At 51.3% G+C, this 14585-nt stretch carries 12 protein-coding genes; 4 read left to right on the top strand and 8 right to left on the bottom strand.

What is annotated here, in order from left to right:
* Nucleotides 1-105 precede the first annotated feature (105 nt).
* Nucleotides 106-1419 (top strand): inositol-3-phosphate synthase, encoded by a 1314-nt coding sequence (locus KOO63_14360; GenBank protein MBU8922997.1) that lies wholly within the window; start codon nt 106-108, stop codon nt 1417-1419.
* A gap of 87 nt (nt 1420-1506) precedes the next feature.
* On the opposite strand, the gene KOO63_14365 is transcribed toward KOO63_14360, so the two are convergent.
* Together KOO63_14365 and KOO63_14370 are read right to left on the bottom strand one after the other, a co-directional pair.
* Complete coding sequence (locus tag KOO63_14365) at nt 1507-2187, bottom strand: TrkA C-terminal domain-containing protein (protein ID MBU8922998.1); 681 nt, start codon at nt 2185-2187, stop codon at nt 1507-1509.
* A gap of 38 nt (nt 2188-2225) precedes the next feature.
* A complete protein-coding gene (locus tag KOO63_14370) occupies nt 2226-3695 on the bottom strand; it encodes a Do family serine endopeptidase (protein MBU8922999.1) in 1470 nt (489 codons plus the stop codon).
* 185 nt (nt 3696-3880) lie between these two features.
* Between KOO63_14370 and KOO63_14375 the strand changes: the two genes are divergently transcribed.
* Complete coding sequence (locus KOO63_14375) at nt 3881-4588, top strand: sugar transferase (protein ID MBU8923000.1); 708 nt, start codon at nt 3881-3883, stop codon at nt 4586-4588.
* 3 nt (nt 4589-4591) lie between these two features.
* On the opposite strand, the gene KOO63_14380 is transcribed toward KOO63_14375, so the two are convergent.
* Nucleotides 4592-4861 (bottom strand): acylphosphatase, encoded by a 270-nt coding sequence (locus tag KOO63_14380; protein MBU8923001.1) that lies wholly within the window; start codon nt 4859-4861, stop codon nt 4592-4594.
* Nucleotides 4862-5021: 160 nt separating this feature from the next.
* Here KOO63_14380 and KOO63_14385 point away from each other — a divergent pair, with 160 nt between their 5' ends.
* Nucleotides 5022-8687, top strand: coding sequence for a T9SS type A sorting domain-containing protein (locus KOO63_14385; GenBank protein ID MBU8923002.1), 3666 nt, complete (start codon nt 5022-5024; stop codon nt 8685-8687).
* On the opposite strand, the gene KOO63_14390 is transcribed toward KOO63_14385, so the two are convergent.
* The 5 genes from KOO63_14390 to KOO63_14410 form a co-directional block, all read right to left on the bottom strand.
* Nucleotides 8679-9263, bottom strand: a complete 585-nt coding sequence (locus KOO63_14390; GenBank protein ID MBU8923003.1) for a carbonic anhydrase — start codon at nt 9261-9263, stop codon at nt 8679-8681. The genes KOO63_14385 and KOO63_14390 overlap by 9 nt on opposite strands.
* 16 nt (nt 9264-9279) lie before the next feature.
* Nucleotides 9280-11112, bottom strand: coding sequence for an amino acid permease (locus KOO63_14395; protein ID MBU8923004.1), 1833 nt, complete (start codon nt 11110-11112; stop codon nt 9280-9282).
* A gap of 12 nt (nt 11113-11124) precedes the next feature.
* Nucleotides 11125-12051 carry a patatin-like phospholipase family protein gene (locus KOO63_14400; protein MBU8923005.1) on the bottom strand — a complete coding sequence of 309 codons (927 nt, stop codon included), beginning with the start codon at nt 12049-12051 and terminating at the stop codon, nt 11125-11127.
* Nucleotides 12052-12055: 4 nt separating this feature from the next.
* Nucleotides 12056-12757 carry a rhomboid family intramembrane serine protease gene (locus tag KOO63_14405; protein ID MBU8923006.1) on the bottom strand — a complete coding sequence of 234 codons (702 nt, stop codon included), beginning with the start codon at nt 12755-12757 and terminating at the stop codon, nt 12056-12058.
* A gap of 86 nt (nt 12758-12843) precedes the next feature.
* Nucleotides 12844-13443, bottom strand: a complete 600-nt coding sequence (locus KOO63_14410; GenBank protein ID MBU8923007.1) for a YigZ family protein — start codon at nt 13441-13443, stop codon at nt 12844-12846.
* 137 nt (nt 13444-13580) lie between these two features.
* Between KOO63_14410 and pepT the strand changes: the two genes are divergently transcribed.
* A partial coding sequence (gene pepT / locus KOO63_14415) for a peptidase T (protein ID MBU8923008.1) occupies nt 13581-14585 on the top strand: 1005 nt, incomplete at its 3' end.

Raw genomic sequence — 14585 nt, forward strand, 5'->3', positions numbered from 1 at the left:
ATGTTAAAATCAGGCAGCCGTCAGGTTCTAATACATCGGCAGATATGGTTAACACCATTTCATAGATAAAGAACGAACGTACCAGATTCACTTCAAGGAGGAAAAATGGAAGTAAAGAACAAGCCGGTAAAACCCACTGGTAAACTGGGCGTCCTGACACCTGGAATGGGCGCCGTCTCGACAACGTTCATAGCTGGCGTCGAGGCTGTCCGGCAGGGCCATTCGAAACCGACCGGATCTCTTACACAGATGGGCACTATCCGTCTCGGCAAGAGGACCGACAACAATGTTCCTATGATAAAAGATTTCATCCCCCTGGCCGACCTGAACGACATAGTCTTCGGCGGATGGGATATTTTCGAGGACAACGTCTACGAAGCATCGATCAAGGCCGGAGTTCTGAACAAGGAATCGCTGGACGCTATCAGGCCGTTCCTCGAGGGGATCAAGCCCATGAAGGCCGTATTCGACCAGAAGTACGTCAAGAAACTTTCCGGCACCTGGGTCAAGAAAGGCGAGAACTGGTTCGACCTGGCTCAGCAGCTGATGACCGATATGAAAGAATTCAAGGAAAAGAACGGATGCGACAGACTGGTCATCATCTGGTGCGCGAGTACCGAGATCTTTTTGAAGCAGTCCGAGGTACACCAGTCTCTCGAAGCATTCGAAAAAGGAATGAAGGATAACGACCCCGAGATAGCTCCAAGTATGGTATATGCGTACGCGGCACTTTCGTTGGGAATCCCGTTCGCGAATGGAGCCCCGAACCTCACTGTCGACATTCCGGCAATGATGGAGCTTGCTGACAGGAACGAAGTCCCCATTTGCGGAAAAGACTTCAAGACTGGTCAGACCCTGATGAAGACGATCCTCGCTCCGGGCCTCAAAGCGCGCATGATCGGCCTCAACGGCTGGTTCTCCACGAACATCCTCGGCAACAGGGACGGCGAGGTGCTGGACGACCCTGAATCATTCAAGACCAAGGAAGAAAGCAAGCTGTCTGTGCTTGAGCATATTCTGCAGCCCAAGGTCTACCCGGATCTGTATGACAATTTCTATCACAAGGTGAGGATCAACTACTACCCGCCGCGTGGCGACAACAAGGAAGGCTGGGACAACATCGACATCTTTGGCTGGCTCGGCTATCCGATGCAGATCAAGATCGATTTCCTCTGCAGAGATTCGATCCTGGCAGCTCCGATAGTACTCGATCTGGCACTCTTCCTCGACCTTGCGTCCAGGATAGGCTTCAAGGGCATACAGGAATGGCTCTCGTTCTATTTCAAGAGTCCTCAGCACGCTCCGGAGCTCTACCCCGAACACGATCTCTTTATCCAGTCGATGAAGCTGAAGAATACGCTTCGCTACATCCAGGGCGAAGAGCTTATCACGCACCTCGGTCAGGAATACTACGACTAGGCCTGATCTTCAGTGAATAAAACGGCCCGGTGCTTCCCGGGCCATGGAGAGATGCAAAAAATGGAGGCGGTTCTACCGCCTCCATTTCTATTCAGACTCGCCGGTATCACTCCCGGCTGTTGAAAGACTTTTCAGATTACCGAAGCAGACCAGCCTGTCGCCCGCGCTTATGACTTCTCCCGCTTTCGGAGCGGCAATCAGGTGAAATCCCCGTTTGATGGCCAGCACAATAATATTGCGGGACGTAAGTCCTGTCTCATCCAGTTTTTTCCCAGCCAGTGGATTCGCTTTGTTGATGTGAAGTTCGCCTATACCGTACCCGCTCGCCAGGCGGACGATCTCCGAGTAACTCCCCATTGAGAAGCCCTTCATCTTCCTCAGTCTTTTCGATATAAAACTGTCTATGACATTATCCAGTCCCTTTATCACCGGCAACGAAACGAGAAGAATGAGAAAGAATCCGACAATACCCAGCTTGGCGATCGAGTTGACGAAAGGTTCGCTTCTGATCGAAAGGAAAAGTACAGCAAGGCTTGAAACTATCCCGATATTGCCGAGAAGCATCAAAGCCTTGACTACCTTTCTTCTCTGGCTGTGATTGACGATATTTTCAGCTTCTGATGTTGTAAAACCGGTTCCGGTAAAGGCTGAAAGTGCCTGAAAAGCCGCTGTTTCTTTGTCGAGCCCCGTCATCCTCAGAGATATGGCTCCGACCTTGATGATCAGCGCTGATAAGAAAATCACGATGACAAGAACGAAAATACTCACAGACTCTCCTTCCCCTTACTGTAAGGATTTCCACCAGTCTATTCGGATATCGCCACATAGAAGTAGTTGCCACTCCTGTAAACGAGGAGAAGGACTTTGTCTCTTCTCGTCGAATCGAGCACATCCCTGAAATCGGATATATCCGTAATTCGTTTTCTATTCACTTCGACCAGGACGTCCCCCCTGTTCAGGCCCGCCTTTTCCGCGGATGTACTCCTGTCGACCTGTGTGATGATCACTCCCTTCACCCTCGATGGGATGTTGAGCGCCTGTCGATGATCGTCGGCCAGCGTCTCAAGGCCGACACCGAGGAACACAGGGTTCCTCTCCTCAATATCCTTTTCATCAGCAGCAGGTTCATCGGCGGGATGCTCTCCCATCCTTATCTCGATTTCCTTGTTCTTCCCGTTACGGATGATCTCTACCTTGACCTTGACGCCCGGCCCGGCTTCTGCGGCATACCGTCTGAATTCGTCACTGGTCCTGATCTTCCTGCCATTAAACCTGATGACTACGTCGCCCCTTTTCAGCCCTGCCTTGTCTGCGGGGCTGTCTTCAGCCACATGGGATAACAGTACGCCATTTGCATCCTCAAGACCAAAAAAATCTTTCATGTCAGGATTGACATCCTGAGGCACAACGCCGACATATCCCCTTATGACACGTCCATGCTCGATGATACTCTCCATAATCTGTCGGGCGAGTTCGATCGGTATGGCGAATCCGATGCCCTGGTTCCCACCCGACCTCGAATATATGGCCGTATTGATACCTACGAGCTCACCTCTGGTGTTTATAAGAGCGCCACCGGAGTTGCCCGGATTTATTGCGGCATCGGTCTGGATGAAATCCTCGTAATCAACGAGGTTCAGTGATCTTCCGAGTGCACTGACGATCCCTCTCGTAACGGTCTGTCCGACCGCGTAAGGATAACCGATCGCCAGGACTGTCTGCCCCAGCCTGAGATCTTCAGAACTACCGAGGGAAACGACCGGCAATCCTTCTGAATCTATCTTCAGGACTGCGATATCGCTTCTCGGATCCGTCCCGACTACTGTCGCGTCGAATTGTCTCTTGTCCGGAAGGATCACCTCTATCTCCTCGGTATTCTGAACGAGATGATTGTTTGTCAGGATATATCCATCCTCACCGACTATGACACCCGATCCAAGATATTTCTGTTCCCTTTCCCTGGGCATATTATAGTGTTTGAAAAAATCTTCGAAAAACCTGCGGAACCTTGGGTCCCGTAACATGGGAGAATCTGCCTGCTCCCTCTGTTTGATGATTGCTTTAGACTGTATATATACCACAGCCGGGACTACTTTTTCGACTACATCGGGAAGCGACCCTCCCGTTTCCTGTGACTGTGCCATTGCAGTGCCGGGAAAAGATATATCCCGCCTATTCCCCGAAAACATCCCTTCGACCAGCATGCCGGAGAAAAAGACACAGGAGAACAACAACGCTGCCGATAACCATTTTACTTTACCGATGATGCTTCTCATCTTGCACCTCCTGTCTGAAAGTTTTGATTCTTTCTGCTATAACAGCACACTTTTTATAAAGTTCCAGTCTCAATGACAGTAAATCATATTTTCAGTAAAGATTCCCCATAAAACTATCGAATATAGATTATAGGCTGTAATTCTCTGATCCTGATAATTGCTGACCTGCCAAAGGGAGCTGGAACATGGATAACTATCCGGGTAGTGGCTATAAAAGGCTAATGGAACTTGGCATGAGGATCTTTGATATATCCGCCAGCATGATCGCGATACTGGTACTCTGGCCTCTACTCCTGGCTGTCATGTGCGCGATTAGACTCGAAGACGGAGGACCTGTCTTTTTCATCCAGGAAAGAGCCGGGTTCCATGGAATAACATTCAAGATATTCAAATTCCGCTCCATGGTCACCGATGCCGAACAGAAGGGCACAGGCCTTTTCGTGGACGGAGAAAACGATCCACGAATAACCAGGACAGGAAGGATTCTAAGAAGGACAAGCCTGGACGAACTCCCTCAGTTGATCAATATACTCAAAGGTGAGATGAGTATCGTCGGCCCCAGGCCTGGCCTGCCTTCCCACATCGAGGAATATACTCGAAAGCAGATGAGAAGACTTGAAGTAAAGCCCGGCCTGACAGGATGGGCTCAGATCAACGGTCGCAATTCACTGACATGGCCGGAGAGAATAGAACTGGACATCTGGTATATCGACCGCAGATCGATGCGGTTGAATATGGTCATCATCCTCGGAACCATTCCAGCGCTACTTGGAGGTGGACATTACGCCAGGGCTTCTAATTTCTCTTTTGATGATTCCGGGGATACCGGAGAAAAACTGCCAGCAGATAACACTGCTGAAGACGTTTACCACGAGGCAGTCTCTTCTCGTTAGAAGCTAGAACCTGATCTCAAATCCGTCACACTTCTGTTCTGGAATATATTCGACCCGGATATCGTCGATTCTCGAAGATACAGGACCTTTTCCAAGCCGGTGAACGAATTCACCCAGATCATCTTCACTTCCCTGGACTTCAACCTCGACCGCGCCATCTGGCAGATTGCGGACATGACCATCCAGTTTGAGCTGCTTTGCCACACTCCGCGCAAAAAACCTGAATCCGACTCCCTGGACTATTCCGGATACTGTCAATCGCATCCTCGACATGACCTGCCTCCATCAGTCAACACCAGAAAAGAGAATAACGCTGAAAACGGTGCCCGTACCAGTAAAAACTGTTTATTTCACTCCCTGATTATGGTATAATGCCTTGATCGACTTACTGCAACCAGTGCAGATTTGCAACCTTAGCAGCAAGAGTTATCACATGCATGGGCGTATGTTCGCGCCCTGCCTTGCTTTCCTTCTTCTCGCCACCAGTGCAAGGTCGGGTATTATTGAAAAGACTGTCAGATTTGACAGTCCCTCTCTTCGAGCAACAGGTAAAGGGGTCAGGGTGGTGGTGCGTGGTTGCGCCACTCTTGCTGATCCGGGAGAACCTTCACTCCCCTTATATCCGGCAAGATTCCTTATCCCCGCCGGACATAAGGTGATCAGGATCTTCTCCACTCCCATCTCCACACTGGAAATACAGGCTCCCGGCAGAATAGCCCCGATGCCCAGGCAGTATCCCATGGGTACGCTACCTACCGGGCTTCCTGAAATTGACGAATCAATCTATTCATCTGCCACGGCATGGCCTTCGGCAAGTGCGGTCATCTCCTCCACACAGACTGGCAGAGGCTTTTCAATAGTATTCATTGATATTTTTCCATGCAGGATCGTGCCATCCAGTGACCTTATCCTCTTTTCGCCGGAGATCCGGATCTCCATAGAGACGGCCCCTTCCATCACTGAAGATGCCATACGTACGAGAAAAAAGATCCCGGGGAGGATAACGTCATCTGGACTGCTGCCTGGATTGACTGACGCAGAGTTTGAAAACCCCGACGATATAAAGTCAGACGACAGATTCCTTTCGGCTCCGCGGCTCCCCGAGGATGAGTCAAGACACATCCCATATCTGATTATCACCGGAGAAGCGTTGACCTCCGGATTTGAAGAACTCGCAAACCTCAAGAGAAAAATGGGTCTCGAAACAGAGATCGTGACAACCGAATGGATAGAAGCGAACATGTCAGGCGCTGATATCCAGGAAAAGATCAGAAATCTGATCATCGAGGCCTACGAAAGCTGGGGTACCGAATATGTCCTGCTTGGAGGGGACGAGGAGATCATCCCCCACCGGAATTGTTATGTGAAGGCCGGGTCGGAGATCGAGCCCGATATCCCAACGGACCTGTATTATTCAGGACTGGATGGTGACTGGAACACCGATGACGATCTGTACTATGGAGAGCCGGGAGAAGAAGACCTTATACCCGAGGTACTTCTGGGCAGGCTGCCAGTCAGTACACTCGACCAGATCAGCAATTTCTCATCCAAACTCGAGATATATTCATTCTCGCCTCCACCCGGTTCCTGCGAGACAGCATTAATGACCGGCGAACTGCTCTGGGACGACGTGATCACGACCTGGGGCGGTGATTACAAGGACGAGATCCTGGCAGGCACTGACATTTACGGGTTTGAAACGGCAGGGATACCGGCCTCATTCACCAGCCAGACCCTGTACGAGAGGGACAATGGCGCCTGGCCACAGACTGATCTGGTGCAGCTTCTGAATAACGGCGTTAATCTGGTCAACCATCTTGGCCATGCCAACGTGCATTCGGTCATGAAGATCCCGATCTGGGATATCGGGTTGTTGAATGATGAAGCCCCGGGATACCTTCCTTTCATCTGCTACTCGCAGGCATGCTATCCGGCCTCCTTCGACAACCGCGACGATCAGGGAACAGTCCTGGCCGACGATGCGATCGGTGAGCAGCTCGTAACGGCATCAGCTGGAGCTGTAGCCTTTATCGGTAACACGAGGCTCGGCTGGGGGGCGCCGGGAAGCACTTCCAGCGTATCACAGTATTTCGACAGACAATTCTTCGATGCACTATTCGGGGAAAATGCTTCTACTCTTGGCGAGGCTTTCGAGGATTCGAGAATCGATAACATCCCGTTCATCACCTACGCCGTTTTCAGGTACGTCTATTACAGTATGTGCCTTTTGGGAGATCCTGCAATGCCGGTGTGGACTACGACTCCATCGACACTCGATGTCATGTGCGACAGCATCTTCTGCGTTGGTGAGCAGGGCCACAAGGTCGTGGTCACCAGTGACGGCATTCCTGTCGGCGGAGCTAGAGTTTCTCTCAGAGCGGAATCCCCCGATTTTTACACTACGACCTTAACTGACGAAGACGGACAGGCATGGTTATCTGCTCCGGCGGATTCTATTACAGAAACTGAATTATCGGTCTGGGCCGCTGATCATTACATCTTCAATGACTCGATCATAACGGGGATGTCATGCGATGCTCGACTTTCCTTCCTGTATTTTTCTGTGGACGACGATTCACTGGATCACAGTCTCGGTGATTCGGACGGAATAATCGAAAGTGGCGAGACTATCGAACTGGACCTCGCTTTAAGAAACGAAGGGACGGCCGACGCTTCAGAGACGATTGTGACCATCAGTTGTCCCGACCAGTATGTGACAATCTGGAGCAACACCTTATGGGTCGGTGAAATCCCGGCCAGGGCGGCTATAATCCTTGAGAATGAGTTCATACTCGAAGTCGCCGATGATATCCCGGACGGACACTCCATCGATCTCGACATCAGCATCATATCGGATGGACAATACTGGAACAGTCAGCAGGCACTGAATGTAAATGCTCCCGGACTGGAGATGGATTCTTCATTGATAACAGACGAACTGGATGGTAACGACAACGGTTGTATCGAAGGATGGGAATTCCTCAATATCGAGACGTACTGGAGCAACAACGGCAGCATGAATATTGTAAATCCGGTACTTTCTCTGAGTACACCGGTAGATGGGTGGGCCAAAGTCACAAGGAAGACAGAAACGCTCCCCGATATTCCGGTAGGCGGTTCAGCATCGAGTGGTCATCTTCAGGTATTTATCCGGGAGAATACTCCTCCTTTCACCGACATGACATTTTTCGTCAGCTTCAAGGCCGATAACGTACCTTCAAGAGTCGAGACTCTGTCCGTCACCACGTGCGGGACTTCCATGCAGGACGAAGTCGCGGGGCCAGGAGCCTGGCAACACTCGGCGCTGGTTGGATTTGACAGCTGGCACGTCAGTGATGAGGAATTCAGCACCTCTCCTCTCAGCTGGAAATCCGGATCCTCTACTGGCGGGATCTACCCGAACATGATGGATGTGGTCCTCGTCACACCTCCACTCTGCCTGCATGAAAACTCCACTCTGTCCTTCAACCACCGGATGGAAGCCGAAGCCAGTGCAGCCTACCCATACTGGGCCCAGGATGCGGGAGTCGTCGAGATCTCGACAGACGGAGGAGACACATGGGCCATAATCACTCCTCTGCTGAACTACCCCTGCAGAGCCGCTTCTTCCAATACGATATTCCTCGCTCCTTACCAGAAATGCTATTCCGGCAACTTCGGATGGGTCGGTGACACCTTCGACCTTTCAGCTTTTCACGGGCCTGCTCTGCTGCGTTTTCATTTCGCGACCAACGAACAGATCGGATACGCCGGATGGTACATTGACGACATAATGATAACGACGGATCAGCTGACCGGAGACGACCCACCACCGATTCCTGGCACCGATGGAATCCGGCGTATTTATCCGAACCCGTTCAATCCGGCTACTATCATCGAATATGAGAATGTCATATCCGGAAAAGTCGAGCTGACTATCTACGATGTCACCGGAAGACGTATCCGTGTGCTGGTCAACAGACACGAGGAAGCGAGCATTCACAGGGTGAAGTGGGATGGAAAAAACAACAATGGTAAATCCGTATCAAGCGGCGTGTACTTCCTCCGCTACAAAACGGGAATATATTCATCATCAACAAGACTGGTCCTGTTAAGGTAGTCCAGACTCCTGTCCTATCTCTGTTACACACCCCGAAGTGATGTCATAGTGCGCTCCCTTTACATTCAGCTTTTCGGCTTCCACTAGAGATTTGAGTATTGGGGACGAGCTTTCCAGCCGATTCACTACATCCAGCGTATTGTCACAAGCAGCTTTTACAGGATCGTTCGTTGCATTCCCGGCAAGTACTGACCTTATCTTATCTATGAAACTGCCGGTATGGCCTCCCGGATCTCCTGCATCTATCGATGCTTTGACAGCACCGCAATCGTCATGCCCAAGAACGACCAGTAACGGTGTAGAAAGGTGGGTCGCCGCATATTCGATACTCCCCAGGACCAGGTCATCGACCTCGTTTCCTGCTACCCTGACGACGAAGATGTCACCGATTCCCTGGTCGAACAGGATCTCAGGCACGACCCTCGAATCCGAGCAGGTAAGGACTATGGCGAACGGCTTCTGTCCATTGGCCGTTTCCTTCCGCCGATCGCTGTCACGCCGGGGCGCCACAGGCCTGCCCTCCGAATAGCGTCTGTTTCCCTCCATCAGTCTTCCGAATGCCTCGACTCCGTCCATCACTTTCCTTCCGGTCTCATGTCCTCTTTCTCTCTCCGAGAAGTACGATATCTCTCAGGTCCTCTATACTCTTCGCACGCATCCAGTTTTTATCAAAATCCGACTCGTGGACGATCTGTGCTATTCCGGCAAGCGCCCTCAAGTGAAAATTCCTCTCGTCCCGCGTACCTGTAAGGACGAATATCGAATGAATGTCTGTCGCCGACGGTGAAAACTCCACTCCGCCCCTGCACCTTGCCAGGAGTATTTCGAACTTGCTCTCTCCCGGGATGATGATGTGCGGAATAGCCAGATTCGACGTCAACACAGTGCTGCTCTCCTTTTCCCGCTCGTGCATCAGGCGAACGAATATCTCCCTGTCTATCCCTATTCTGCCTGCCATTTCATCCGCGACCATACCGAAAAAAGTACTGGCATCGATGTGATCCTCTATATCGAGAACAACCGCCCTCTCTATGACATGGTCGAGACGGTCCTTTACGATATCGTCTCTCTCCCTGATGATCTCCTTTAACTCCGTCTCCAGAGTCCTGCTACTCAGCTCAAGAGGAGTGATCCTCTCGATAAGATGAAGCAGGGCAAACTCCCTGCCCGCCCTGATCCTGCCGTAGAACCAGTAGACGAACAGCCCGACGACCACGATCGCCAGACCGGAAACAAGAGCCGGCATTCCCATCCCGACGAGCATGACGCTGAACCCGATTATTCCGGCGATCTGTATCCATGGGTAGAGAGGGGACTTGAATACGGGCTTATAGTTCTGAAGCCTGCTCTCACGCAGGATTATCAGGGAGAGGCAGGACATCAGGTATGTCAGTATCAGAACGGCAGAAGCGGCCTTTACGAAGACCTCCAGTTTGAGGAATATGAAAAAGACCATCATTACTACCGTTATTCCAATCGAGACATACGGAGTCCGGAATCTCTTTCCCAACGCCGAGATCTTCACGGGCAGAAGACCGTCACGGCTCAGAGCCATAGGATATCTCGAAGCGGCCATTATCCCGGCATTGGCGGTCGATATGAAAGCCAGAATAGCAGCCCCACCCAGAATCATCCTTCCAGGAGTACCCATGAACGCAAACGCCCCGTCACTGATCGGTGTGAGAGAAGTCGACAGGGCCCCAGCGTCAAGGACTCCCGTCGTTACGAGGACAACGAGAAAATACAGGGCTGTGACAGTGACCAGGGAGAGGATCATTCCCAGCGGGATCACTCTGCCGGGATCCTTGACTTCCTCGGCCATACTCGCCACCTTCAGCAGGCCTCCGAACGATACGAAGATAAAACCAGCCGTCGAGACAGTCGCTCCCCATCCATTCGGAGTAAAAGGTTCGAGACGTGTCACGCTGATCGACGAGGCTCCACGAACGACGTAGTACAATAACGCCGATATCAGAAAAAACACGAGCACTCGCTGTATCCGGCTCGCCTCCTTCGTGCCGATCAGGTTGATGGCAGTAAATACTCCACAGAGTGCCAGCGCTGTAAGTCTCGCGTCGATATCTACAAATATCGACATGAACGCCGCCATACCGATAAGGGCAAAAACACTTTTAAGGGACAGAGAGAACCATGTCAACAACCCTTCCACAGTACCGACTGCCGGCCCCAGAGCTCTCTTGACATAAAAATATGTCCCACCCGCTTTCGGCATCGCGGATACGATCTCGGACTGGCTGAATACTCCAGCTATGGCTATCAGGCCAGCAAGAAGATATGAGATCATGACCGATGGGCCAGTCCTGGCAAAAGCAAGCCCCGGAAGGATAAAGAGCCCTGAACTTATCATTGCCCCGCTAGCGAGGCAGTAGACATCCAGAAGTCCCAACTCTCTTTTCAGCCTCATCTATCCCGCCTTTCAGTTTCCAGTGAATTCAAGCAGTTCGCTTGAGACCGCTTCGGTCTCTTCATAACCCATAGCGATGATCTTCTTCGCCCTGTCGAAATCAAAATCCTGAAATCCACCCACTTCCGGATTTATCATGAAATGTGGCCCCGCTTTCAATTCGTTGTGGGCGAGCACCCTCGATGTGACTATGGCGATGCTGTCGGTAAAAGCGTCAACAAGATTCCGTCTCCTCTTTCGTTCCCTGTCCCCGGCCACTGAATCGATCCATTTTCTGGCATTGAACGACGACATCAGGGGGTTCTTTTCGATACTGTCCCTGACCCAGCCATCGAGCTTTTCGACAAGCCCGATATGACCCGCTTCGTGTGACATCCGGTCCGTAAAGACCGATCTCGAAGCGTTGACTCCTATTACCCTGTCAGCCCCCAGTTCCTTGGCAAGATCCAGGGGGACAGGATTGACCAGTTCTCCATCGACCAGGTGTCTGCCCAGGATTTCGACGGGGGGAAAGACTCCCGGGATACAGGCCGAGGCGCTCATCGCAGCGACAAGGTCTCCTTCCTTGAAGACAAACTCCCTGCCCGAATCCAGATCGGCGGCGATACAGGCAAAGGGGATCGAAAGGTCCTCTATCTTCTTGGTGCCAAGATCGACTCTGAGCATCGCTTCGATCTTTTCCCATTCAAGGACACTCTTGCCACGGAATGACAACCTGAAAGCCTTGAGGAATTCGAGCCATCCCATGCTCAGAGCTATTTCCTTCATGTGTTCTGGCGAGAATCCTGCGGCATAGGCTCCACCGATGATCGCGCCTATGGAAGTCCCCGCCACACAATTGACTTCGATACCGTGTTCCTTCAACCAGAGAAGTACACCTATCTCACAAAGTCCCCTTGCTCCGCCAGACCCAAGGGCGAGCCCTATTTTCTTCTTCATCCTGTTACCTGCCGTTCTTCCATCGGCTACCCGGCCCCTTGATCCTCAACAGGTCCGGCCGCTTTACCATGAGATAGAGAAAGGCCCCTGTCAGGCTCAATAACCCCGCGATCAATAATGGTTGTGCCGCAAGCAGGCTCGGCTTGATCATAACTGAGATGACGACTCCGGACATCGCCCCTCCAAGGTGGGCCTCATGCCCGATATTGCCGAGTCCCGACCTGATACCGTATACGGACACGAATATGAACAGTATCCCGAATAGCCAGGATGGGATTGCAAAGGGAAGAAAGAGGATCGAGATCGCGCTGCCCGGAAACATTATCACACTGGAGTATATCACGCCGCAAACCGCCCCCGAGGCGCCTACCGCGCGGTAGCCGGGATCGTTCCTGTGTATGTAAAGAGCCATCAGGTTTCCGGCGAAAAGGCTTCCGAAGTAAACTACAAGATATGCGCCAAACCCGAATACCGTTCCCACCCCGACACTGAACGAATAGAGCGCGATCATATTGAACATCAGGTGCCCTATATTGGCATGAAGAAACCCCGATGTGAGCACCCTGATATATTCTCTTCCGCCCAGTATCCTTCCTGTATTGAACAGATACCTCTCGAAGAAAGTCTTGTTACTGAACCCCTTCCAGGAAAATATCACATTCGCGATGATCAACATTATCGTAAAAGCTTCATTTGCCGATTCCACAGACTACGACCTCCCCCTCGCGTCTCTCCCTCCAGAGACGCCTGATACCGTCTCATGCCGGAAGCCGGCAGACTTTCCTGTTATGATCATATGGAGAGCCCGCCCCTTGAAATATCCTTTATTTTTTTCCTGAATTCATCTATTCCCGCTTCCGGGACTGAACCTTTGATCTCTACTTCGTCAGCGAATCTGATGTCAGTGATCTCTCCACCAGCTTCCCCTATAGCTTCCGTCACCGGACGCTGAAGTCTGTAAGGCACGTTCAGTCCGAAGTCGATACTGACCACAAGCTCCCGTACTTTCAGCGCCGAGAGTACCGCTTTCGCGCAGTCACCATAAGCCTTCACCAACCCCCCCGTACCAAGTTTTGTGCCTCCGAAATATCGGATGATCATGACCAGGACGTTTACTATCCCACTTCCCTTCAAAACTTCCATAACAGGCCTGCCGGCGGTGCCCTTCGGTTCACCATCATCGCTCATACCAGATATCTCGCTCTTCTCACCTCCGGTTATAAAAGCATATACTACGTGTGTACAGCCTGCATACTTTTCACGCGTCTCACGTATGATATTTCTGGCCTGCTCAGGATCTTCCGCCGTTACGGCAAGGCCGATGAACTTCGAATTCCTGACGCTCAACTCTCTCTCGCACTGGCCGTCCGGAATGTATCTTGTACCTGACATCGAGCGAACCATCCCCGGAACAAGAATATCTATTGCTTGTATCAGGGTTTTCATACTATGTATTAAAGAACGGGCGTTCAAGCTTTGTTTTCGAAACCAGCATCATTGATTCTACTATAACAGTGGAGGTATCTGGTATGACAGACGTAGTAAAGAGATTTCTGGATTATGTCGGAATCGACACGAAATCGAACGAGGAATCGACTTCTGTTCCCAGCACTGAGATCCAGTTCGATCTGGCCAGGAAACTTGTCGAGGAACTCAAGAGCCTCGGCCTCGAAGATGCCGAGGTCGATGACAAATGTTATATAATGGCGACGCTTCCCTCCAACATGGATACCGACAATCCCGTGATCGGGTTTATCGCACATATGGACACGAGTCCCGATATGTCGGGAACAGACGTCAAACCACAGATAATAGAGAATTACGATGGTGGAGATATAGTTCTCAATAAAAAGGAAAACATCATCCTCTCCCCGGATGATTTCCCCGAACTTGGATACTACGTGGGACAGACCCTGATCACCACGGACGGTACTACCCTCCTGGGAGGCGATGACAAAGCCGGCATCGCGGAGATCATGACTGCACTCGATCAACTGAAAGACGACCCGAAGATCAAGCACGGCACGATAAAGATAGGATTCACCCCTGACGAGGAGATCGGCAGGGGCGCTGACCATTTCGACGTTAAGAAATTTGGCGCCGACCTGGCCTATACTCTTGATGGCGGCAGGATCGGCGAGCTCGAATTCGAGAACTTCAACGCGGCGAAAGCGACTGTAAACGTCAAGGGCAGGAACGTCCATCCTGGCTACGCGAAAAACAAGATGATCAACTCGATGCTTATCGCCAGGGAATTCGATTCGATGCTTCCTCCGAACCAGACTCCCTTTTATACGGAGGGGTACGAAGGGTTCTTCCATCTGATCAGCATGACAGGTGAGGTCGAGAACACAAAATTCGTCTATATCGTCAGGGACCATGATATGGACAAGTTCAAGGCCAAGAAAGTACTGATGGAGAAGATCGCCGGGTTCCTCAACGAAAAGCATGGTGAGAATACCGTGGAACTGATCCTCGAGGACCAGTACTACAATATGCGTGAAAAGATCGAGCCTGTGATGCACGTCATCGAT

Source organism: Candidatus Latescibacterota bacterium (genome assembly GCA_019038625.1).
Lineage (GTDB): Bacteria > Krumholzibacteriota > Krumholzibacteriia > Krumholzibacteriales > Krumholzibacteriaceae > JAGLYV01.

What these genes read in the sequence shown, in the direction of transcription:
- KOO63_14380 (MBU8923001.1), bottom strand. Translation starts at nt 4,861, where the DNA reads ATGTCGAGGATGCGATTGACAGTATCCGGAATAGTCCAGGGAGTCGGA.
- KOO63_14400 (MBU8923005.1), bottom strand. Translation starts at nt 12,051, where the DNA reads ATGAAGAAGAAAATAGGGCTCGCCCTTGGGTCTGGCGGAGCAAGGGGA.
- KOO63_14410 (MBU8923007.1), bottom strand. Translation starts at nt 13,443, where the DNA reads ATGTCAGGTACAAGATACATTCCGGACGGCCAGTGCGAGAGAGAGTTG.
- KOO63_14385 (MBU8923002.1), top strand. Translation starts at nt 5,022, where the DNA reads ATGCATGGGCGTATGTTCGCGCCCTGCCTTGCTTTCCTTCTTCTCGCC.
- KOO63_14370 (MBU8922999.1), bottom strand. Translation starts at nt 3,695, where the DNA reads ATGAGAAGCATCATCGGTAAAGTAAAATGGTTATCGGCAGCGTTGTTG.
- KOO63_14360 (MBU8922997.1), top strand. Translation starts at nt 106, where the DNA reads ATGGAAGTAAAGAACAAGCCGGTAAAACCCACTGGTAAACTGGGCGTC.
- KOO63_14390 (MBU8923003.1), bottom strand. Translation starts at nt 9,263, where the DNA reads ATGGACGGAGTCGAGGCATTCGGAAGACTGATGGAGGGAAACAGACGC.
- KOO63_14395 (MBU8923004.1), bottom strand. Translation starts at nt 11,112, where the DNA reads ATGAGGCTGAAAAGAGAGTTGGGACTTCTGGATGTCTACTGCCTCGCT.
- KOO63_14375 (MBU8923000.1), top strand. Translation starts at nt 3,881, where the DNA reads ATGGATAACTATCCGGGTAGTGGCTATAAAAGGCTAATGGAACTTGGC.